This window comes from Aurantiacibacter xanthus (assembly GCF_003584015.1).
Taxonomy (GTDB): Bacteria; Pseudomonadota; Alphaproteobacteria; order Sphingomonadales; family Sphingomonadaceae; genus Alteraurantiacibacter; species Alteraurantiacibacter xanthus.
Map to the genome: position 1 here is coordinate 23256 of NZ_QXFM01000140.1, position 21877 is coordinate 45132.

General features: G+C 64.8%; 22 protein-coding genes. 11 read left to right on the forward strand and 11 right to left on the reverse strand.

Annotated elements, in window-relative coordinates; genetic code table 11:
• Positions 1 to 25 precede the first annotated feature (25 nt).
• The 4 genes from ilvC to miaA form a co-directional block, all read right to left on the reverse strand.
• Positions 26 to 1045 (reverse strand): ketol-acid reductoisomerase, encoded by a 1020-nt coding sequence (gene ilvC / locus D2V17_RS18260; protein ID WP_119594592.1) that lies wholly within the window; start codon positions 1043 to 1045, stop codon positions 26 to 28.
• 124 nt (positions 1046 to 1169) lie between these two features.
• Positions 1170 to 1685 (reverse strand): acetolactate synthase small subunit, encoded by a 516-nt coding sequence (gene ilvN, locus D2V17_RS18265; protein WP_119594593.1) that lies wholly within the window; start codon positions 1683 to 1685, stop codon positions 1170 to 1172.
• Positions 1686 to 1792: 107 nt separating this feature from the next.
• Complete coding sequence (ilvB, locus tag D2V17_RS18270; protein ID WP_119594594.1) at positions 1793 to 3535, reverse strand: biosynthetic-type acetolactate synthase large subunit; 1743 nt, start codon at positions 3533 to 3535, stop codon at positions 1793 to 1795.
• Between the two features lie 117 nt (positions 3536 to 3652).
• A complete protein-coding gene (miaA, locus tag D2V17_RS18275; RefSeq protein WP_119594714.1) occupies positions 3653 to 4612 on the reverse strand; it encodes a tRNA (adenosine(37)-N6)-dimethylallyltransferase MiaA in 960 nt (319 codons plus the stop codon).
• Between miaA and serB the strand changes: the two genes are divergently transcribed.
• Positions 4605 to 5489, forward strand: a complete 885-nt coding sequence (gene serB / locus D2V17_RS18280; RefSeq protein WP_119594595.1) for a phosphoserine phosphatase SerB — start codon at positions 4605 to 4607, stop codon at positions 5487 to 5489. The genes miaA and serB overlap by 8 nt on opposite strands.
• Before the next feature lies 1 nt (position 5490).
• On the opposite strand, the gene D2V17_RS18285 is transcribed toward serB, so the two are convergent.
• From D2V17_RS18285 to purL, 3 genes are all read right to left on the reverse strand, one after another.
• Positions 5491 to 6006, reverse strand: coding sequence for a twin-arginine translocation pathway signal protein (locus D2V17_RS18285; RefSeq protein ID WP_245978804.1), 516 nt, complete (start codon positions 6004 to 6006; stop codon positions 5491 to 5493).
• Between the two features lie 171 nt (positions 6007 to 6177).
• A complete protein-coding gene (locus D2V17_RS18290) occupies positions 6178 to 6738 on the reverse strand; it encodes a DUF1993 domain-containing protein (protein ID WP_119594597.1) in 561 nt (186 codons plus the stop codon).
• Positions 6739 to 6742: 4 nt separating this feature from the next.
• A complete protein-coding gene (gene purL, locus D2V17_RS18295) occupies positions 6743 to 8977 on the reverse strand; it encodes a phosphoribosylformylglycinamidine synthase subunit PurL (protein WP_119594598.1) in 2235 nt (744 codons plus the stop codon).
• A gap of 86 nt (positions 8978 to 9063) precedes the next feature.
• Here purL and D2V17_RS18300 point away from each other — a divergent pair, with 86 nt between their 5' ends.
• The 8 genes from D2V17_RS18300 (at position 9064) to D2V17_RS18335 (ending at position 15531) form a co-directional block, all read left to right on the forward strand.
• Positions 9064 to 9312 carry an exodeoxyribonuclease VII small subunit gene (locus tag D2V17_RS18300; protein ID WP_119594599.1) on the forward strand — a complete coding sequence of 83 codons (249 nt, stop codon included), beginning with the start codon at positions 9064 to 9066 and terminating at the stop codon, positions 9310 to 9312.
• A 13-nt stretch (positions 9313 to 9325) separates the two neighbouring features.
• Positions 9326 to 10231, forward strand: coding sequence for a polyprenyl synthetase family protein (locus tag D2V17_RS18305; protein WP_119594600.1), 906 nt, complete (start codon positions 9326 to 9328; stop codon positions 10229 to 10231).
• Positions 10228 to 10743, forward strand: coding sequence for a pantetheine-phosphate adenylyltransferase (gene coaD / locus D2V17_RS18310; protein ID WP_119594601.1), 516 nt, complete (start codon positions 10228 to 10230; stop codon positions 10741 to 10743). The genes D2V17_RS18305 and coaD overlap by 4 nt, the downstream gene beginning before the upstream one ends.
• A gap of 91 nt (positions 10744 to 10834) precedes the next feature.
• On the forward strand, positions 10835 to 11548 hold the full coding sequence (locus D2V17_RS18315; protein WP_119594602.1) for a peptidylprolyl isomerase: 714 nt from the start codon (positions 10835 to 10837) through the stop codon (positions 11546 to 11548).
• 70 nt (positions 11549 to 11618) lie between these two features.
• On the forward strand, positions 11619 to 12668 hold the full coding sequence (queA, locus tag D2V17_RS18320; RefSeq protein ID WP_119594603.1) for a tRNA preQ1(34) S-adenosylmethionine ribosyltransferase-isomerase QueA: 1050 nt from the start codon (positions 11619 to 11621) through the stop codon (positions 12666 to 12668).
• A 59-nt stretch (positions 12669 to 12727) separates the two neighbouring features.
• Positions 12728 to 13678, forward strand: coding sequence for an ABC transporter ATP-binding protein (locus D2V17_RS18325; protein ID WP_119594604.1), 951 nt, complete (start codon positions 12728 to 12730; stop codon positions 13676 to 13678).
• 97 nt (positions 13679 to 13775) lie between these two features.
• Positions 13776 to 14555, forward strand: coding sequence for an ABC transporter permease (locus D2V17_RS18330; protein ID WP_119594605.1), 780 nt, complete (start codon positions 13776 to 13778; stop codon positions 14553 to 14555).
• Between the two features lie 19 nt (positions 14556 to 14574).
• Entirely contained in the window at positions 14575 to 15531 is a 957-nt protein-coding gene (locus tag D2V17_RS18335; RefSeq protein WP_119594606.1) for a DUF481 domain-containing protein, read from the forward strand.
• Between the two features lie 3 nt (positions 15532 to 15534).
• On the opposite strand, the gene D2V17_RS18340 is transcribed toward D2V17_RS18335, so the two are convergent.
• Positions 15535 to 16182 (reverse strand): NAD(P)H-dependent oxidoreductase, encoded by a 648-nt coding sequence (locus D2V17_RS18340; protein ID WP_119594715.1) that lies wholly within the window; start codon positions 16180 to 16182, stop codon positions 15535 to 15537.
• Positions 16183 to 16230: 48 nt separating this feature from the next.
• Here D2V17_RS18340 and tgt point away from each other — a divergent pair, with 48 nt between their 5' ends.
• The gene (gene tgt / locus D2V17_RS18345) at positions 16231 to 17364 is read left to right on the forward strand and encodes a tRNA guanosine(34) transglycosylase Tgt (protein WP_119594607.1); all 1134 of its coding nucleotides are present in this window, start codon (positions 16231 to 16233) and stop codon (positions 17362 to 17364) included.
• A gap of 95 nt (positions 17365 to 17459) precedes the next feature.
• Complete coding sequence (locus tag D2V17_RS18350; RefSeq protein ID WP_245978805.1) at positions 17460 to 19397, forward strand: alpha/beta hydrolase family protein; 1938 nt, start codon at positions 17460 to 17462, stop codon at positions 19395 to 19397.
• A 72-nt stretch (positions 19398 to 19469) separates the two neighbouring features.
• Here the strand turns inward: D2V17_RS18350 and rpsD are convergent, their stop codons facing one another.
• From rpsD to nrdR, 3 genes are all read right to left on the reverse strand, one after another.
• Positions 19470 to 20084, reverse strand: coding sequence for a 30S ribosomal protein S4 (gene rpsD / locus D2V17_RS18355; RefSeq protein WP_119594609.1), 615 nt, complete (start codon positions 20082 to 20084; stop codon positions 19470 to 19472).
• A gap of 161 nt (positions 20085 to 20245) precedes the next feature.
• The gene (locus D2V17_RS18360; RefSeq protein WP_119594610.1) at positions 20246 to 21430 is read right to left on the reverse strand and encodes a TrmJ/YjtD family RNA methyltransferase; all 1185 of its coding nucleotides are present in this window, start codon (positions 21428 to 21430) and stop codon (positions 20246 to 20248) included.
• Entirely contained in the window at positions 21396 to 21875 is a 480-nt protein-coding gene (gene nrdR / locus D2V17_RS18365) for a transcriptional regulator NrdR (protein WP_119594611.1), read from the reverse strand. Before nrdR ends, D2V17_RS18360 begins: the two co-directional genes overlap by 35 nt.
• Positions 21876 to 21877: the final 2 nt, after the last annotated feature.

Sequence of the window (21877 nt, forward strand, 5' to 3'; positions counted from 1 at the left end):
GTACTTTCGAATTGGTCGAAGGGGATCAGTTCTTTTCCTGATCGACCAGCTTGTTCTTGCCGATCCACGGCATCATCGCGCGCAGCTTGGCACCGGTCTGCTCGATCGGATGCGCCTCGGCAGCCTTGCGGCTCGCCTTCAGCTCGGGCTGGCCGGCACGGTTGTCGAGCACGAAGTTCTTCACGAAGCGGCCCGACTGGATGTCGGCGAGGACGCGCTTCATCTCGGCCTTGGTCTCTTCGGTGATGATGCGCGGGCCGGTCACGATGTCGCCATATTCGGCGGTGTTCGAGATCGAGTAGCGCATGTTGGCGATGCCGCCTTCATAGAGCAGGTCGACGATCAGCTTGGTCTCGTGCAGGCACTCGAAGTAGGCCATCTCGGGGGCATAGCCCGCTTCGGTCAGCGTCTCGAACCCGGCCTGGATCAGGTGGGTGATGCCGCCGCACAGCACAGCCTGCTCGCCGAACAGGTCGGTTTCGCACTCTTCCTTGAAGTTGGTCTCGATGATGCCCGAACGGCCGCCGCCAACACCCGAGGCATAGGCCAGCGCAACGTCATGGGCATTGCCCGAAGCGTCCTGATGGACCGCAATCAGGCACGGCACGCCGCCGCCCTTCTGATATTCGCCGCGCACGGTGTGGCCGGGGCCCTTGGGCGCGATCATGATCACGTCGATGTCGGTCGGCGCTTCGATCAGGCCGAAGTGAATGTTCAGACCATGCGCGAAGGCGAGCGCGGCACCGGGCTTCATGTTGCCCTTGAGGTCGTTCTCCCAGATCGCGGCCTGATGTTCGTCGGGCGCGAGGATCATGAGGATGTCGGCCCAGCCGGCAGCTTCGCTGTTCGACAGCACCTTGAACCCGGCGCCTTCGGCCTTCTTGGCCGAGCCCGAGCCGGGACGCAGCGCGATGGCGACGTTCTTGCAGCCCGAATCGCGCAGGTTCTGCGCATGGGCGTGGCCCTGCGAGCCATAGCCAAGGATGGCGATGTTCTTGTCAGCGATCAGGTTCAGGTCGCAATCGGCGTCGTAGTAGACTTTCATCTCGTCTTTCCTGCTATTCTGTGAAGTCGCTCCGCGAAGAATGAGGGGAGCTGCGACTCGGAAACAGCCCCTAGCGGCAATGCCCCCCATTCGGGAACGGGAAATGTAGTTACATTGTAACCGCTCAGGCGCCTTCGCTGCCGCGCATCATGCCGACAACGCCGGTGCGGCCAACCTCGACCAGCCCCAGCTCGCGCATCAGCGAGATGAACGTGTCGACCTTTTCCGGCGGCCCGGTGATCTCGAACACGAAGCTCTCGGTGGTGGTATCGACCGGGCGGGCGCGGAAAATATCCGCCAGACGCAGCGCCTCGACGCGCTTTTCGCCCGTGCCCCTGACCTTCACCAGCGCCAGCTCACGCTCGACATGCGGACCGGCAGCGGTGAGATCCACCACCTTGTGCACCGGCACCAGACGCTCAAGCTGCGCCTCGATCTGGTCGATCACCTGCGGCGGACCGTTGGTGACGATGGTGATGCGGCTGATCGCATGGTCGTTCGAGATGTCGGCCACGGTCAGGCTGTCGATGTTGTAGCCGCGTGCGGTGAACAGGCCGGCGATCTTGGCGAGGATACCCGCCTCGTTGTCGACCGTGATGGCGAGCACGTGGCGCTCGGATTCGCGATGGTTGATTTTCATGACAATCTACTTCCGTTCGCCTCGAGCGTAGTCGAGAGGCGTTGGCGCGGGCGTGTCTCGACTTCGCTCGACACGAACGGCAAATTGGGGTTTGCGGTTAACGGGCATCACACCAGAGCCTTGGCTTCGTCTGCCATGGTGCCTGCCACCATGTCGCCATAGAGCAGCATTTCGGTGTGCGCCGCCCCGCTCGGGATCATCGGGAAGCAGTTGGCTTCCTTCGACACCAGACAGTCGACCATCACCGGCCCGTCATGCTCCAGCATGGCCTTGATCCCGGCGTCGAGTTCGCTCTCGTCGTGAATGCGGATACCCTTCCAGCCATAGGCCTCGGCCAGCGCGACGAAATCGGGCAGGCTGTCGGAATAGCTGTTCGAATAGCGGCTCTCGTAGGTCAGTTCCTGCCACTGGCGGACCATGCCCATGTACTCGTTATTGAGGATGAACACCTTGATCGGCAGACGGAACTGGCTCGCCGTGCCCATCTCCTGAATGTTCATCTGGATCGAGGCCTCACCCGCGATGTCGATCACGAGGCTGCCCGGATTGCCGAGCTGCGCGCCGATCGCGGCGGGCATGCCATAGCCCATGGTGCCGAGCCCACCCGAGGTGAGCCACTTGTTCGGCCCCTGAAAGCCGAAGTACTGCGCGGCCCACATCTGATGCTGGCCAACCTCGGTGGTGATGATCGGGTCCTGATCTTTCGTCAGGGCATGGAGCCGCTCGACCGCGAGCTGCGGCATGATCTCGTCGGCCTTGGCGGGGTAGGACAGGCTTTCGCGCGCCTTCCAGCCAATGATCCGCGCCTTCCACTCGGCCAGGTCCGCGCCCTTGCGGGTGCCCCAGGCGGCGATCAGCTGTTCGAGCACATGGGCGCAGTCGCCCACGATCCCGAGATCGACCGGCACGATCTTGTTGATCGAGGCGCGGTCGATATCGATGTGGATCTTCTTCGAACCGGGCGAGAACGCGTCGAGACGGCCCGTAACACGGTCGTCGAAGCGCGCGCCCAGATTGATCATCACGTCGCACTGGTTCATCGCCATATTGGCTTCATAGGTGCCGTGCATGCCGAGCATCCCGAGCCAGTCGGAATGGTCGGCGGGGAAAGCACCAAGGCCCATCAGCGTCGAGGTAACCGGAGCGCCGGTGAGCGCCTGCAACTGGCGCAGCAGTTCGCTGGCGCGCGGCCCCGCGTTGATCACGCCGCCGCCGGTGTAGAACACGGGCCGTTCGGCATTGGCGATCAGCTCGATGGCCTCGGCGATCTCGTCCGCCGGAGCGACCAGTTGCGGGCGATAGCGCTTCGGGCGCTGCGGCGCGGTGTCTTCGAGCCGCGCGGTGGCGATCTGGACGTTCTTGGGAATGTCGATCACGACCGGGCCGGGGCGGCCGGTGGTGGCGATCTCGAACGCCTCGTCGACCGCCGCTGCAAGCTGCTCGGGGTCTTTGACCAGATAGTTGTGCTTGGTACAGTGCCGCGTCAGGCCAATGGTATCGGCCTCCTGAAATGCGTCGGTGCCGATCAGGTTCGTGGGAACCTGCCCGGTGATGACCACCAGCGGGATGGAATCGAGGAAGGCATCGGCGATGCCGGTGATCGCATTGGTCGCGCCGGGGCCGGAGGTGACCAGAACAACGCCGGGCTTGCCGGTGCTGCGCGCATAGCCCTCGGCCGCGTGGGCCGCGCCTGCTTCATGGCGGACCAGAATGTGGCGAATGCGATCGTCGGCAAACAGCTCGTCATAGATCGGTAGCACCGCGCCGCCGGGATAGCCGAATACATATTCAACCCCCTGCCGGACCAGTGTTTCGACCAGTATCGCAGCGCCACTGCGTTCGTCTGCCACGTGAAATTCCTTTCTGTGCTTCGTGAAATGATTGGCCCGGCATGAGCGATCATGCCGGGCCGTTCCTCTCCGAATTCCTGAGAGGGCTCTATGAGACAGGATATGTCATGTCAACCTCTATCTTGGTAATAAACTTTCAAACTGACTTTCAAGATTGACACTTTCTGGCAGGGCGCGGTTCCATTCATCCGGAAGCTGGTTGCGCAGCCAGGTATATTGCCGCTTGGCATAGTTCCGGGTGGCCTGCTGGCCGCTGAGGATCGCCTCGGCCATCGTCAGTCGACCGTACAGCACCTCACCCATTTCGCGCACACCGATGGCGCGCATCACGGGCAGGGTTTCGTCGAGCCCGCGAGCATAGAGAGCCTCCACCTCCTCCAGCGCGCCTGCATCGACCATCGCCTGAAAACGCCGGTCACACCGTTCGAACAGCGCCTCGCGCTCGGGCAGCAGGACCAGCGGCGCGAGCGTCACCTGAGCGGCGATCCCGCCTTCGAGATGCTGCTGCCAATAGAGCATTGAGTGCCCGGTCGCCCGTACCACCTCCAGCGCCCGAGCAACCCGCTGGCTGTCGCCTGCGTTGAGCTGTGCGGCACGCTCCGGGTCTTCGGCCTGCAAGGCGGCATAGGCCTCGGCCACGGGCAGGGCGCGCACTGTCTCGCGCACGTTGGGGGCGATGGCGGGGATCGGGGCGATGCCATCGAGCAGAGTGCGAATATAGAGCCCGGTGCCGCCGACAAGGATCGGCACCGCGCCTCCCTCGTGCGCCGCAAAGACCTCACGTCTGGCAGCCTCGGCCCAGTCCGCCGCCGAGCAGGCCTGTGCGCCGTCCCATGCGCCGAACAGGAGGTGCGGCACGCCCTGCATCTCCGCCTCGGTCGGGCGGGCGCTGACGATGGCGAGATCGGCATAGACCTGCGCGCTGTCGGCATTGATCACGTGGGCCTCGCGCCCCCGCTCCTGCAAGGCGAGCGCGAGGCGCACGGCGAGATCGCTCTTGCCGCTGGCGGTCGGCCCTGCAATGAGCGCCATCACGTTTTTTGGCGCGTTATCCGTTGGAGTTTCCCGAGTGCTCATTGCCCGCCTGATAGCAGACCCCGCGAAGCTGCAAACCGGCCTCGACGCCGCACTTGCCGAATTGAAGGCAAAGGGCTTGCCCGCCGCCTGCGCCGAACTGCTCGATGCCAATTCGCGTGTTTTGCAGATCGAATGCCCCGGCGATGACATGGGCACCCTGCGCGCCGTAATCGACAGCCACTTCGGCCCCACCGACGGCCTGATCGCCCGCGACGAAATCGCCGTGCCGCACCTGTTCGTGTCCGACATGGATTCGACCATGATCGGGCAGGAATGCATCGACGAACTGGCCGATTTCGCGGGCCTCAAGGAGAAGATCGCCGACATCACCGAACGCGCGATGCAGGGCGAACTCGATTTCCGCAGTGCCTTGCGTGAGCGGGTCGGCCTGCTGGCAGGCCTCGATGAGAGTGCGATCCAGCAGTGCCTCGATGAGCGCATCCGCGCCAACGACGGCGCGCGGGTGCTGGTCGAGACGCTGAAGTCGCGCGGCTGCCGCACGGCACTGGTGACCGGCGGCTTCCACCACTTCGCCGATGTGGTGGCGAGCGAGATCGGGTTCGAGCGTGTGGTCGGCAACCGGCTGGAGGTCGCTGGCGGCAAGCTCACCGGCGGGCTGGTCGGTGACATCTGCGACAGCTCGACCAAGCAGGCGGTGCTCGAAGAGGAGCTGGCGAAGCTGGGCGAGGGCGCGATCAGCATGGCGGCGGGCGACGGCGCGAACGATATTCCGATGCTCGAAGCGAGCAGTTACGGAATCGCCTACCGCGCCAAGCCCAAGGCGCGCGCTGCTGCAAACGGCTGGGTCGAGCAGGGCGACCTGACCGCCTTGCTCGAACTGCTGGAAATTCCGCGCGAAGAGTGGGTGGGCGGTTAGGTTAGCCGCCTGCTTCTGCGGCGAGCGCGTCCCATTCGTCCCAGGCGATGGCGCGGCCCGGATAGGCGACCTTTTCGAACGGCCATTCCCGCGCCACCCAGTCACGCACCCAGCGATAGAGCACGGCGTCGAACCCGGCGTCGTACTGCGCCTTGGTGACCCACAGCGAGACCACGGCGTCATAGCCTGCGACAGGGCTAGGTCGCACGTAGACGCTACCCAGCTCATACTGTCCGTCGGGCGTCAGCACGCCATAGGCAAAGCTCTCGCGCGCGGCGAAACGTGCCGCCTCGGACTCCATATCGACCATCGAGTCGGCCAAGGTGAGGCCCGCGTGAGGCCAGCCGGTGCTGCGCGAAAAGGTCTGCTGGAGGTGTTCGATCGAGGACATGTAGGCGGCATAGTCCTGCTCCACCACATCGGGTCCGAGCGGCACGAGCTTGAAGCCCTGCGCCTCGACCAAGGTGGGCGGATCGAAATCGGCGGGAATGAACGAGTGGGCTGGAGCCGCGGCCATTTCCGCATCGCCGGGCTCGCTGGCGACACACGCAACGGCAAAGCACAAGCCAAGCGACGCAACCGATAGCCGCAATCCATTCCTCACGCGCATACGATCACCCATCTGATATTACTAACCCTGGATTGCGTAATATCAGATGTTGGGCAAGCCGCAAGGCAGGTCGGCAAGTCAGGCCCCCGGCATGGTCCCCGGCCGCACATACTGGAACATGTGCGCGACATAGTCGGCCTTGCCAAGGTCGACGCCACCGGCGCGCAGGATCGCATAGGCGATCATCACGTGGAAGTAGAACTGCGCCAGCGCCCAGTCGCGGGTATATTGTTCAGCGCTCAGATCGAACACGAGGCCCATCGGCAGGGCATGTTCAATCGGGCGGTCGTCATCGCCAACGGGAACATCCTCGGCCAGCTTGCGCACCTCGGCCAGCACTTGCTCAATCCGCGCGCGTGCCTCGACAATGGTGCCGGGCTGCTCCCCTGCGTTGCGCCCTTCGTTCAGCAGTTCGTCGACCAACGGCGGGAAGTCCTCGCCACGCAGGCGGCACAGGCCCTCCAGCGCCTGCACGCAGGAAAAGCGCACCTGCGTCGCCAGAGGGAACATGTCGTTGGCCAGCCGCTTCGACATCAGGCTGTCCGCCTCGGGCAGTTGCTCCGCCGCCTTGCCCAGCCACGCCGACATTGCGCCGAGCATCTGAATGTAAGTCGGCGCGAGAATGTCGGCGAGGTTCATGGGGTCAGGCCTCCATCCAGTCCTTGAAGAAGGCCTTGTGCGCGGCGCGCAGCTTTTCCACCTCGACCCCGAACAGCGACGAGCCGCCGACGGTGCCGATCCGCCGCAGGCCGCTCGATGCGGTCTCGTCATCGCGGGTGCCCTTGGCGATCTGCGCCTGGAATGCCGCGTTGTCGGGCACGGTGATGATGTAACGGCCCTGATCCTCGCCGAACCACCAGCGGGCCGGGTCGTAATCGGGGTGATTCACCGTTTCCGCGCCGAGCCCGCTCTGCATCGCCATTTCGGCGAGCGCCACGGCCATGCCGCCATCGGACACATCGTGCACCGCGTTGACGAGGCCAGCCTCGATCAACTCGCGGATGAACTCGCCCGAGTTCTTCTCGAGCGTCAGGTCGACATGCGGCGCACGGCCTTCCTCGCGGCCATGGATAATCCGCAGCCACAGCGACTGACCGACCAGACTGCGCTCAGGATTGGGCGTTGCCCAGGGCTCGGCGCCGAGCAGGTAGATCGCGTCGCCTTCGTGCTTGAACGGCGCGGTCATCATCGTGGCATAGTCGTCGATCAGGCCGACACCGCCGATGGCAGGGGTGGGCAGAATGGCCGAGCCGCCGCCGGTCGCCTTGCTCTCGTTATAGAGCGAGACGTTGCCGCTCACGATCGGGAAGTCGAGCGTGCGGCAGGCCTCGCCCATGCCGTCGAGCGCGTGGACCAGCTGGGCCATGATCTCGGGCCGCTGCGGGTTGGCGAAGTTGAGGCAGTTGGTCACCGCCAGCGGGCGCGCACCCACCGCGCAGAGGTTGCGATAGGCCTCGGCGATGGCCTGCTTGCCGCCTTCGTAGGGATCGGCATAGACATAGCGCGGGGTGCAGTCGGTGCTGATCGCCAGCGCCTTCTTCGTGCCGTGGACGCGCACCACACCGGCATCGCCGCCGGTCTGCAGGGTGTCAGCGCCGACCTGGCTGTCGTACTGCTCGGAGATCCAGCTGCGGCTGGCGAGATCGGGGCTGCCGATCAGCTTCAGCAGGTCGCCGCCGATGTCGGTGCCGCCGGGGATGTTTTCCAGCGGTTTCGTGCCCGCCCAGACGCGATATTCCTCGCGGCTGAGATAGGGCCGGTCGTACAGCGGAGCGTCCGCCGCGAGCGGGCCCAGCGGAATGTCGCAGACCGCCTCGCCGTCGAATTCGAGCACCATGTGCTGCGTGTCGGTGACTTCGCCGATCACGGCAAAGTCCAGCTCCCACTTGCGGAAGATTTCCTCGGCCATGGCTTCCTTGCCGGGCTTCAGCACCATGAGCATGCGCTCCTGGCTCTCGCTCAGCATCATCTCGTAGGGCGTCATACCCTCTTCGCGGCAGGGCACCATGTTCATGTCGAGCCGGATCCCGGCCTTGCCGTTGGTGGCCATTTCCACGCTCGACGAGGTCAGGCCCGCCGCGCCCATGTCCTGAATGGCAACGATGGCGTCGGTGGCCATCAGTTCGAGACAGGCCTCGATCAGCAACTTCTCGGTGAAGGGATCGCCCACCTGCACGGTCGGGCGCTTGGCCTCGGCGTCCTCGCCGAAATCGGCGCTGGCCATGGTCGCGCCGTGGATACCGTCACGCCCGGTCTTCGAACCGACATAGACGATGGGGTTACCAACGCCGGTCGCTGCGCTGTAGAAAATCTTGTCGGCGTCAGCCACGCCCACGGTCATCGCGTTCACAAGGATGTTGCCGTCGTAGGCGGGGTGGAAGTTGGTCTCGCCCGCCACGGTCGGCACGCCCACGCAATTGCCATAGCCACCGATGCCCGCGACCACGCCCTGCACCAGATGCTTCATCTTCGGATGCTCGGGCCGCCCGAAGCGCAGCGCGTTGGCATTGGCCACCGGGCGCGCGCCCATTGTGAAAACGTCGCGCAGAATGCCGCCAACGCCCGTCGCCGCGCCCTGATAGGGCTCGATATACGAGGGGTGGTTGTGGCTCTCCATCTTGAAGATCGCCGCCTGACCATCGCCAATGTCGATAACACCGGCATTCTCGCCGGGGCCGCAGATCACCCAGGGCGCCTCGGTCGGCAGCTTCTTCAGATGCAGCCGCGACGACTTATAGCTGCAATGTTCGGACCACATGACCGAGAAAATGCCAAGCTCGACCATGTTCGGCTCGCGTCCAAGCGCATTCAGCACGCGCTCGTATTCCTCGGGGCTGAGGCCGTGTGCCTCGACGACATCAGGGGTAATTTCGCTCATGCTCAGCGCCTCTAACGCTGGCTGCGGTGGAGCGCCAGTCCTCCTGCGCTTGACCATGCCACTCATCCCCGTCAAACGTGCCAGCCATGGAGGAAAACCCCGCACAATTCGCCGACCTCAGCTTCGAAGACGCCCTGCGCGCGCTGGAAGACGTGGTGCGCAAACTCGAGGGCGGCGAAGTCCCGCTCGACGAATCACTCAACCTTTATGAGCGCGGCGAAGCATTGCGACGGCACTGCCAGACCCGGCTCGACGCGGCGCAGGAGCGGATCGAGAAGATCGTCGCCGCCGCCGATGGCACGCCCACCGGCACCGCGCCGTTCGACGCCGGTTGAAGGAGCGCGGGGGATGGGGCTGACACTGGCAGACGATGTGCTCGGACGCGGGCTGGCTCTGGTCCAGCGCGAGATCGACAGCGCCTTCGACGCAATTTTGCCGGTGCCCGAGGATTCGCGCGCGAGGCTGGTCGAAGCCATGCGCTATGCCGTGATCGGCGGCGGCAAGCGGGTGCGCCCACTGCTGGTGGTGACCGTGGCCGAGATGTACGGCGCGAACCGCAGCGGCGCGATCCGCGCCGCCTGCGCGCTGGAGGCGATCCACGTCTATTCGCTGATCCACGATGATCTGCCCTGCATGGACGATGACGACCTGCGCCATGGCAAGCCCACCGCTCACAAGGCCTTCGACGAGGCAACCGCCGTGCTCGCGGGTGATTCGCTGCATGCGCTGGCCTTCGAGCTGCTCGCCGACGAGCGTGTGAGTGCCGATCCGTTCATCCGCTCCGAACTGGTGCTCACGCTTGCGACCGCCAGCGGACACAAGGGGATGGCAGGCGGCCAGATGATGGACATTGCCGCCGAAACCGAAGAGTTCGACCTGCACACCGTCACCCGGCTCCAGCAACTCAAGACCGGCGCGCTGCTGATGGCGGCAGTGGAAATGGGCGCGATCCTCGGCAAGCTGCCCGACGAGGGCAGGGGGCACTTGCGCAATTACGCCCGCGACATCGGCCTCGCGTTCCAGATCGCCGATGACCTGCTCGACCACGAGGGCGACCAGGAACTGGCGGGCAAGGCACTGCGCAAGGACGAGGAGCAGGGCAAGGCCACCTTCGTTTCGCTGATGGGGGCGGAGGCCGCCCGCGCGCAGGCCCATGCGCTGAGCGAACAGGCCATCGGCCACCTTGCCCAGCATGGCAAGGAGGCGGACCTGCTGCGCGCACTCGCCCGGTTTGTCGTGGAGCGTGACCGATGAGCGAATCCCGTATCGGCCTTTACCCCGGCACCTTCGATCCGGTGACGCTCGGCCACTCCGATATTATTCGGCGCGGCTCCAAGCTGGTCGACAGGCTGATTATCGGCGTCACCACCAACCCTTCGAAAAACCCCATGTTCACCCCTGAAGAGCGGATGGACATGGTGCTCGCCGAAGTCGCCAGGCTGGGGCTCGACAACGTCGAGGTGCTGGGCTTCGATGCACTGCTGATGAAGTTTGCCGAGAAGGTCGGTGCCAGCGTGATCGTGCGCGGCCTGCGCGCCGTGGCCGATTTCGAGTACGAGTATCAGATGGCGGGGATGAACCAGCAGCTTAACGCCTCCATCGAAACCGTTTTCCTGATGGCCGATATCTCGTTGCAGCCGATCGCCTCCAAGCTGGTGAAGGAAATCGCGCTCTATGGCGGCGATATCGCGCCGTTTGTGGCGCCGCATGTGCGCGATCTGGTCGCTGCGCGGGTGGCAGAGCTGGGCCTGCGCGGCTCGCTTTGACCACAGGCGCAAGCGCAATGTTCATTGAACTGTCAGCGTGCTTTGACTAGGCCCGCCGCTCATCTGCCATGCGCATAATCGGACTAACTACATGATCCGCACTCTGATCGGCGCTGCAATCGCCGCCACGCTCTCTTTCACCGCCGCGCCGTCGCTGGCTCAGGACACCTCGCTGTCGCCCGCGCTGCAAACGGCGGAAGCGAAGAATGCCGAGGTGCAGGATTTCCCGATTACGGTGAACTTCAACCTCGATGAGGACCGCGACAACATCCTCCTGCTCGACCTCTCGACCGGCGAGCGGGTGGCGATCCGGCTGATGCCGCAATGGGCGCCGCACCATGTCGAGCGGATCAAGGAACTGACCCGCGCGGGCTTCTATGACGGGGTGATCTTCCACCGCGTGATCGACGGCTTCATGGCCCAGACCGGCGATCCGACCGGCACCGGTCGCGGCGGCTCCGAACTGCCCGACCTCAAGGCCGAGTTCAACATGCTGCCCCACGTGCGCGGCACGGTCTCGATGGCGCGTTCGGCCAGCGAGGACAGCGCCAACAGCCAGTTCTTCATCGTGTTCTACCCGCGCTTTGCGCTGGACCGGACCTACACCAATTTTGGCCGCGTGATTTCGAACATGGCTGCTGCCGACGCCATCGCGCGCGGCGAGCCGCCGACCAATCCCACGCGCATCCTGCAAGCCAGCATCGCTTCGGACAACAAGCCGCAAGCCATGCCCGCACCCGCTGCGCCGCCGGCCCAGCAGCAGGCCATCACGCTCGACATGCTCAACAACTCGCAGAGCGATTGATCGAACCTTGCTGAAGGGGCCGCGCCATGCGCGTCCTTCGACAGGCACAGGATGATCGGGGCTAACCTTTGTGAAAGTTGATCTGTTCGACTTCGACCTTCCGCCCGAGCGCATAGCCCTGCGCCCCGCGCGCCCACGCGATGCGGCGCGGATGCTGGTGGTGAAGGGCGGGGAGCCGCTCGCGGATGCGGGCGTGCGCGATCTGCCCGGCCTGCTCGCGCCGGGCGATGTGCTGGTGTTCAACGACACCCGCGTCATTCCCGCCCAGCTCGAAGGGCGGCGCGGTGAGGCGCGGATCGGCGCGACGCTGCACAAGCGGCTCGATCTCAGGCGCTGGCAGGCCTTCATCCGCAACGCCAAGCGGCTGCGCGAGGGCGATGTGATCGACTTCGGCGCGGACGTTTACGCCACGACTGAGCAGCGCCACGCCGATGGCTCGTTCACGCTGGCCTTCGCGGGCGAGGAGCCGGTCGAGCTTCTGCTCGAACGCGCGGGCACAATGCCGCTGCCGCCCTACATCGCGCAGAAGCGCGGCACCGACGAGGCTGATCGCTCCGACTATCAGACGATGTTCGCGCGCGAGGATGGCGCCGTTGCCGCACCCACCGCCTCGCTCCACTTCACCGACGCGCTGGTCGCTGCGATCGACGCCGCGGGCGTAAGCCGCGAGACGCTCACGCTGCATGTGGGCGCGGGCACCTTCCTGCCGGTGAAGGCGGAGGACACCGCCGAGCATAAGATGCACTCCGAGTGGGGTCGGATCGATGCCGCCACCGCCGCGCGCCTCAACGCCGCGCGGGCGGCGGGCGGTCGGCTGATTGCGGTTGGCACCACCAGCCTGCGCCTGCTCGAAAGCGCAGCGGGCGAGGACAGGCTGATCCGCGAATTTGCGGGTGATACCGACATCTTTATCACGCCCGGCTACAGGTTCCGCGCGGTCGATGGGCTGATGACGAACTTCCACCTGCCCAAGTCCACGCTGTTCATGCTGGTGAGCGCGCTGATGGGCCGTGAGACGATGCAGGCGGCCTATGCCCACGCCATCGCATCTGAATATCGGTTCTATTCCTACGGCGATTCGTCGTTGCTGCTTCCACACAAGGCCGCCGCCGAAGAATAAAATACCATTCGATACAGAAGCCCCTTGCAAAAGCCGTGACCCGCGCCACATTGCCGCGCATGGGTGGACCAATTCTCGACATTCGCGGGCTCGAAAAGACCTACAAGGGCGGCACCAAGGCGCTCGCCGGGGTCGACCTGACCATCAACAAAGGCGAGATTTTCGCCCTGCTCGGGCCGAACGGCGCGGGCAAAACCACGCTGATCGGTGCGGTCTGCGGACTGGTGAACCCCACCGCCGGCTCGATCCATGCCTTCGGGCAGGACACTGCCAAGAACTGGCGCGAGGCGCGGCGCAAGATCGGGCTGGTGCCGCAGGAGCTCAGCTTCGACATGTTCGACAAGGTGATCCGGCAGGTCCGCTATTCGCGCGGCATGTTCGGCTGCCCGCCCGATGAGGCGCGGATCGAGGAAGTGCTGCGCAGCCTCAGCCTGTGGGACAAGCGCGATGCGGCCATCCGCGAGCTGTCGGGCGGAATGAAACGCCGCGTGATGATCGCCAAGGCGCTCGCCCACGATCCCGAACTGCTGTTCCTCGACGAGCCGACCGCCGGGGTCGATGTCGAGCTGCGGCGCGACATGTGGCGCCAGATCGATGCCCTGCGCGCGGCGGGCGTCACCATCATTCTCACCACGCACTATATCGAAGAGGCCGAGGAAATGGCCGACCGGGTGGGCGTGATCAACAAGGGCCGCATCCTGCTGGTCGACGACAAGGAAGCGATCATGGCCAAGCTCGGGCGGACCGAGGCGCACTTCACGCTGGCCGCGCCGTTGGCCGAAATCCCGGCAGCCTTCGCGCACTATCCGCTCACGCTGGAGGACGGCGGCCTGCGCCTGATCTATCGCGGCGGCGACGGCACCGGCAAAGGCAAGCGCGAGGTCGCTGAACTGGCGCAGACGCTGGCCGGGGCCGGGGTCGCCTATACCGGGCTCGAAACGCGCGAAAGCACACTGGAGGATATCTTCGTCGACCTTGTCGAACGGGGCGAAGTGGAGGCCGCGGCATGAGTGCAAAATGGCACCGTTCGTGTCGAGCGAAGTCGAGACACGTTGGCGCGGGGTCTCTCGGCTGCGCTCGAGACGAACGACAGGCGGAGAGAACGGCATGAACGCAGCGATCAACTGGCGCGGCGCAATCGCCATCCTCAAGCACGAGTTGGCGCGCTTCTTCCGCACCGCCTTCGGCTCGATCCTGTCGCCGGTGCTGACCACCTCGCTCTATATCGTGGTGTTCGGCGCGGCGATCGGCGGGCAGATGGACACCAGCCAGTTCGGCGGGGCCAGCTACGGTGCGTTCATCGTGCCCGGCCTCATCATGCTGACACTTCTGTCAGAAAGCACCAGCAACGCGAGCTTCGGCATCTATATGCCCAAGTTCACCGGCGCGATTTACGAGCTGCTGTCCGCCCCCGTAGGCGTGGCCGAAACGATCCTGGGTTTCGTGGGTGCGGCGGTGCTCAAGTCGCTGATCATTTCGGCGATCATCCTCGTCACCGCGCGGATCTTCGTCGACTACGAGATCGCCCATCCGCTGCTGGCGGTGGGCTATGTGGTGATGGTGGCGGCCTCGTTCGCGCTGTTCGGCTTCATTATCGGGTTGTGGGCCGACGGGTTCGAAAAGCTCCAGATCGTGCCGCTGCTGATCCTGATGCCGCTGACCTTCCTGGGCGGCACCTTCTACTCGGTGCAGATGCTGGCCGAGCCCTGGCGCACGGTCGCCCAGTTCAACCCGATCTTCTACCTCATCAACGGCCTGCGCTGGACCTTCACCGGCCATGCCGATGTGCCGATTGGCGTCGCTTTCGGCTTCACATTGGCGTTCCTCGTGCTGTGCGTGGCAGTCATCGCATGGATCTTCCGTACAGGCTGGCGCTTGCGCGAATGATTGGCTAGCTCTCGGCGCCATGACCCCTGTTCGCCTGATTGCCCCAGCCGTCGCGCTTGCAACCACCGCCGCCGCCAGCCCCGCCTTCGCCGAGCTGCCTGATCCTGTCCGCGCCATGGTCGATGCGGCCATCGCGACGGGCGATAAGGCAAAGGTCGCTACGGTGATCGATATCGCGAAAGCCACCAACCCCGACGACGTGGAAGAGCTCAATGCCTTGCACGACACGTTCAAGAAAAACCGGGCCGAAGCGGAGCGCCTTGCCGCCGCCGAGGAGGAACGTCGCATTCGCGAGGCCGGGCTGCTCGCGAACTGGAGCGGGCAGGGGCAGATCGGGGCATTCCAGTCCGCCGGCAACACCGACAGCATAGGCCTGTCCGCGGCGCTTTCGCTCACCCGTGAGGGGATCGACTGGACGCACAAGATGAAGCTCGCCGCCGACTACCAGCGCACCAACGGTGTGACCTCGCGCGAGCAGTTTCTCGCCCGTTATGAGCCGCGCTATCAGTTTTCCGAGCGGGCCTTCGTGTTCGGGATGGCGCAGTTCGAGCGCGACCGGTTCCAGGGGCATTCGGCACGCTATGCGCTGTCGGGCGGTCTGGGGTGGAAGCTCGTCGATACCGAGAGCATGGACCTGTCGATCAAGGCCGGCCCCGCCTATCGCCGCACCGAATTCGTCGATGGCACCTCGAACGACAATCTTGCCGCGCTGTTCGGGCTCGATTTCGACTGGCAGCTGGCCGACAAGATCAAGCTCACCAACGATACCAGCGCCACGACCGAGGGCGGGGGACAGGCACTGGTGTTCATCGATTCCGAGAACATCAGCCTCTCGGTGCTCACGGGAATTGAAGCGAAGATCAATTCGTCGCTCTCGACCAGGCTATCCTATTCGATCGAGTACGACAGCAACCCGCCCGCGAACAAGGTCAAGACCGACACGCTGACCCGCTTCACGCTGGTCTACGGGTTCTGACCCTTAGCTGCGCCGCCGTGCGCGGCGTTCAAGCGCCGGTGCCTGATCGCGCTTGAGCTTGCGCTTGAGCGTGGCGGACCCTGCCGCCGCCTTGCGCAGCTTTGCGGTCCACTTGTCGAAGTTACGCGCGCCACTGCCCTTGCGCACCGGGCCGAAGCGGAACACTCGGACGGGCGCAAACCCGGTGAAGCCGAGAATCTGCCCGCGCCAGCGCCGGATCACCGCATCGCCATAAGCCAGGCGCAGGAACAGCGGCGGGGTGTCCATGGTGACGATCAGGTCGGCCGAGCGCCCCTCCAGCAGCCGATCCCACCACGGATCGTCCTGATGATAGGCGAAAGCATAGCCAGGCAGCAGCAGCCGGTCGATCAGGCCCTTCGTGCGTGCAGGCTCCGCGCCCCACCACATCGGGAAAGCGATCACCAAATGGTCGCTGGCGTCGATCGCCTCGGCGAGCCGCAACAGGTCGGGCTCCCAATCGATGAGCGTGGTGTAGCCGCCCTTGAGATCGGGTTCGAAATCCATTTCCGCCACGCAAAAGCGTTCGATCTCGGTGCCTGCGGGAAGGCCTGCGGCATAGGCGTCGAGCAATGCCCCGGACAGGCGGCCCGGTGCATTATGTCCGTCGATCATCACTACGCGATATGCCATGGCCATCCCTTCTTTGCCTGACGACCAGACTGCTTTAACGGGCACCAGATGACAGCACCACGTTTCCAGTTCTCGATCCACAGCACCGACGGCAAGGCCCGCACCGGCACCATCGCCATGCGTCGCGGCGAAATCCGCACGCCCGCCTTCATGCCGGTCGGCACCGCCGCCACCGTGAAGGCGATGAAGCCCGAGACGGTGCGCGCGATCGGTGCCGATATCATCCTCGGCAACACCTACCACCTGATGCTGCGCCCCGGTGCGGAGCGGGTGGCACGCTTGGGCGGGCTGCACCGCTTCATGCGCTGGGACCGTCCGATCCTCACCGACAGCGGCGGCTATCAGGTGATGAGCCTCGCCTCGCTGCGCAAGCTGACCGAGGAAGGGGTGACCTTCCAGAGCCATATCGACGGCTCGCGCCACATGCTCAGCCCCGAGCGGAGCATGGAAATCCAGCGCCTGCTCGGCTCGGACATCGTGATGTGCTTCGACGAATGCCCACGCGCCGACCGTCCGCTCAAGGAGATCGAGGCCAGCATGGAGCTGTCGATGCGCTGGGCCAGGCGCAGCCGCAACGCCTTCGATGCGGGCGGCGATCATGCGGCGAGTGCGGCGCTGTTCGGCATTCAGCAGGGAGCGCTGGACGAAGGGTTGCGGCAGCGTTCGGCCGAGGCGCTGCGCGAGATTGGCTTCGACGGCTATGCCATCGGCGGTCTGGCGGTGGGCGAGGGGCAGGAGGCGATGTTCGCCACGCTCGACTTCGCGCCGGGGCAACTGCCCGAGGATGCGCCGCGCTACCTGATGGGGGTGGGCAAGCCCGACGACCTTGTGGGCGCGGTGGAGCGCGGGGTCGACATGTTCGACTGCGTGCTGCCGACGCGCTCGGGCCGCAACGGGCAAGGGTTCACCTGGAACGGCCCGGTCAACCTGCGCAACGCCCGCCACGCCGAGGACACCGCCCCGCTCGACGAGCGCTGCTCGTGCGACACCTGCGCGAACTACAGCCGCGCCTATCTGCACCACCTGCACAAGTCGGGCGAGATTCTCGGCGCGATGCTGCTGACGGAACACAATCTCGCATTCTATCAGCAGTTGATGCAGGCTATGCGCGATGCGATTACCGAGGGGCGCCTTGCTGCTTTTGCCGCTGATTTCCGACGCGACTATCTTGCCAAAATCTAAGCCGGGAATAGTGTTCGCCCTGAACTGTTAAGGGGCGCGCAATGACTGGAACTTTTCTTCGCAGGCTGACGGGAATCAGCCTAACGACTTTGGCTATGGCAGTGACCAGTGCGGCTCCGGTCTTTGCGCAGGAAGCCGATAGTGCCGAGCTGGCAACCCAGTTCGGAGCGCGGCCGAGTGTCCTCGATATCAGCCTTTCGCCCACTGGCGAGAAGATCGCCTATATCGCGCCGGGTCCGGGTTCAGCCGATGTGCTTTACCTTGCCGACCTGTCGGGCGATGGTACACCGCGTGCGATCAATTATCTCAACAATCCTGCGATGCATCTCAGCCGGTGCGATTTCGCAACTGAGGAACGGTTGATCTGCGACATCGAGGGCATCTCCACGATTGATGGCGTTCTGGCCGGCTACTCGCGTGTGGTTTCCATCGCTGCCGATGGGTCGGACATGCGGGTACTCACTGCCCGCGATTCGTTCCGCGCGCTAGGGGCGCGTCAGGATGGTGGCTCGGTTATTGCGCTCGATGCCCCCGGCAAACAGAACAGCGTGCTGATGACCCGCCAGTATGTGCCCGAGACGATGACGGGCACCCGCCTGTCAAATCAGAGTAGCGGACTCGGCGTCGACGCAGTCGATGTGACGAATGGAAATACCCAGGTGGTCGAGCGCCCGGACCGGGAAACCGCCGCCTATGTGGCCGACGATACCGGCGCAGTGCGCTTGCGGATCGTCCGCCCGTTTGACAACCTGGGCCGCTACACGGGCGAGACGCGCTACTATTTCCGCCCGGCCACCGGCGGCGGTTGGCAGAAGTTCTCCACCGACCTCGTAAGCTTCAAGCCGGTCGCGGTCGATAGCGCGCAGAACATCGCCTATGCCTATGGTAAGGCCGGAGACTACGACGCAATCTACGAGGTCCCGCTGGAAGGGGCCGCCGCACCGGTTCTGCTCTCATCACGCGAGGGCGTGGACATCGATCAGTTGCTGCGGATCGGGCGGCAGCGCCGCGTCGTAGGCGCGAGTTTCGCGACGGAAAAGCGCCAGATTGTCTATTTCGACGAAGATCTGGGCAGCCTTGCCAGCAAACTCGAGCACGCCTTGCCGGGCAACCCTCTCATCACCATCACCGATGCCTCGGCCGACGAACAGCTGCTGCTGGTTATCGCATCGAGCGACACCGATCCGGGCACCACTTACCTGCTCGACCGGCGCACCAATGAGCTGTCGCCGCTGCTTTCGTTGCGCGAACAGCTCGATGGGCGAGACATGGCGCCGATGCAGCCGGTCAGCTTTCCCGCAGCCGATGGCACGATGATCCCGGCCTATCTCACCATGCCTCTGGGCGGCGAGGCGACCGGAAAAGCCATCGTGATGCCACATGGCGGCCCAAGCTCCCGCGACGAATGGGGCTTTGACTGGCTCGTGCAGTTCTTTGCCGCGCGCGGCTATGCGGTGCTGCAACCTAACTATCGTGGGTCGAGCGGTTATGGCAGCGCATGGTTCGGCCACAATGGCTTCCAGTCCTGGGATATCGCCATTGGCGATGTAAACGATGCTGGACGATGGCTCCTGTCGGAAGGCATCGCGACGCCGGAAAAGCTGGCGATCGTCGGCTGGTCCTACGGCGGCTATGCGGCCTTGCAATCGCAGGTGGTAGCGCCCGATCTCTATCAGGCAGTGGCAGCAATCGCGCCTGTGGCCGATCTTGAGAATTTGGTCGATGAGGCCAGACGCTACACCACCGCCGGAACCGTTGCCCGCTTCGTGGGCGAAGGCCCGCATGTCGACGCCGGCAGCCCCGCGCAACATGCCGACCGCTTCGCCGCGCCGGTGTACCTTACCCACGGCACGCTCGATCTCAATGTCAGCGTCAACCAGTCGCGGCTGATGGCGCGCCGCCTGCGCGATGCCGGAAAGACGGTGACCTATGAGGAAATCGACGGGCTCGACCACTATCTCGACGACAGCAATGTGCGCCGCGACATGCTCGCCTCGATCGACCAGTTCCTGACGCAGGCGCTCGGAGAGTAGCCGGCGCCCAAACGAAAAGGGCGGCCCCGCAGGACCGCCCTTTTTCTTTGTTCGGCAATAAGCCGCCAGACCTTAGCGCGAGTAGAACTCGACCACCAGGTTCGGCTCCATCTGCACCGGGTAGGGCACTTCGTCCAGCGTCGGCACGCGATTGAAGGTCACCTTGTCGGTGCCATCGGGAACGACATATTCGGGGATTTCACGCTCGGGCAGGCTCTGCGCCTCGATCACCAGTGCCATTTCCTTGGCCTTGTCGCCCAGCGAGATCACGTCGCCCACGTCGATGCGGCGGCTGGCGATGTTGCACTTCACGCCGTTGACCTTGATGTGGCCGTGCGAAACGATCTGACGGGCAGCGAAGATCGTCGGCGCGAACTTGGCGCGGTAGACGATCATGTCGAGACGACGCTCGAGCAGGCCGATCAGGTTCTGGCTGGCGTCGCCCTTCATCGCGGCCGCTTCCTTGTAGGTGCGGCGGAACTGCTTCTCGGTGACGTCGCCGTAGTAGCCCTTGAGCTTCTGCTTGGCGCGCAGCTGCAGGCCATAGTCGCTCATCTTGCCCTTGCGGCGCTGGCCGTGCTGGCCGGGGCCATAGGAACGCTTGTTGACCGGCGAATTCGGACGGCCCCAGATGTTTTCGCCCATCCGGCGGTCGAGTTTGTGCTTGGCGCTGGTGCGCTTCGTCATCAGACGTATCCTTCAATCTGCTATCGCCGCCCCAGTGGCAGCGCTTCAACCCGGTATCGCACCGTCTGACCGACTTGCCAGACGCGGCCACCGCTTCACCGGGATGCGGAGCCAATCAATCGCGAAGGCGGGCACATAGCCGCCAGCGGACCAATGTCAAGTTATTGCTCGTCGTCCTCGCGGTGGCGCTCGCCCTCGGGCCGTTCGAGCGCGCTCAGAACCCCGCGCAGGGTGCGCACTTCGAGGTGATTCCAGCCCGGCCGTGTGAGTACGCCGCGCAAGGTGCGGCGGGTGGCCTCGGCGCGGCTTTCAGGCCAGAAATAGCGGCGCGGTTGGAGCAGTTTTTCGAGATGGCCGATCAGGCCCTCCAGCTCGTCCTGCGGGGCAGGGGGGAGCAGTTCCTCCACCGTGGGCATGGTGAGATCGGCGTGCTTGGACAGCTCGTAAACCACCAGCATCACCGCCTGCGCGAGGTTGAGCGAGCCGAACTCGGGATTGATCGGCGCGGTGATGATCGTGCGGGCGAGGGCGACATCGCTCGTCTCCAGCCCAGAAGCCTCGCGCCCGAACAGCACCGCCGAGCGGCCCTCGGCGCGCACCATTTCCGCCGCCGCACCCTCGGGCGTGACCACCGGCTTGGTGACACCGCGCTTGCGCACCGTGGTGGCATAGACATGGGCGCAGTCGGCGACGGCCTCGGCGGTGGTGTCGTAGACCTTGGCCTGTTCAAGAATGATGTCTGCGCCCGAAGCAGCGGGGCCTGCCGAGGGATTGGGCCAGCCATCGCGCGGGGCGACGAGCCGCATCTCGGTCAGCCCGAAATTGAGCATCGCGCGCGCGGCCTTGCCGATGTTCTCGCCCAGCTGCGGGCGGACGAGGACGATGACGGGTTGCTCGGTCCTTCGAGACGGGTGCTCAGCCTGCGGCTTCGTACCCTCCTCAGGACGAACGGAGGCAGGAATAGAGTTCCGTTCGTCCTGAGGAGCCGAAGACGAAGTCTGAGGCGTCTCGAAGGACCCGCCCCGTTCGAAGGAACCGCGCCGCCGCGCCAATCGCTCGATTGCCGCCCAATCCCCCCGGATCAGCGCTTCCTTCTTGGCGCGCGACCAGCCCTTGATCGTGCTTTCCGCTTCAAGCGCCTCGATGCGGGTCGGAAACTCCGCGCTCCACACCAGGTCGACCGGCCGCCGCTCGTGCGTGTAACCGCCAAGCTCGCCCGACTGGTGCTGCGCCAGCCTCAGCTCAAGATCGTCGGTATGTCCGGCATAATAGCTGCCATCCGAGCAGCGCAGGATATAGGCCCGGAACACTTCAGGACCTGCCCCTCGGCTTCTCGGCGGCCGCATCCTGCACGCTGCTCGCAAACTCCTCGAAATCGCGCGCTTCGGAGAAATCTCGGTAGACGCTCGCGAAACGGATATAGGCGACCGAATCGAGCTGCTTCAGCCCCTCCATCACCATCTCGCCGATGCGCGACGAGGCGACCTCGCTCTCACCCGAGGTCTCCACCTGCCGCTGGATGCCTGACACGAGCTGAGCGATCCGCTCCGGCTCGACGCTGCGCTTGCGGCAGGCGAGGGTGACCGACTGTTCCAGCTTGGTACGGTCGAACGGTTGGCGCCGGTCGCCCGACTTCACCACCGTCACCTCGCGCAGTTGCACGCGCTCGAAGGTGGTGAACCGCGCGCCGCAGCTTTCGCACTGGCGGCGGCGGCGGATCGCCGAGTTGTCCTCGGTCGGGCGCGAGTCCTTTACCTGGCTGTTATCGTGGGCGCAGAACGGACAACGCATGG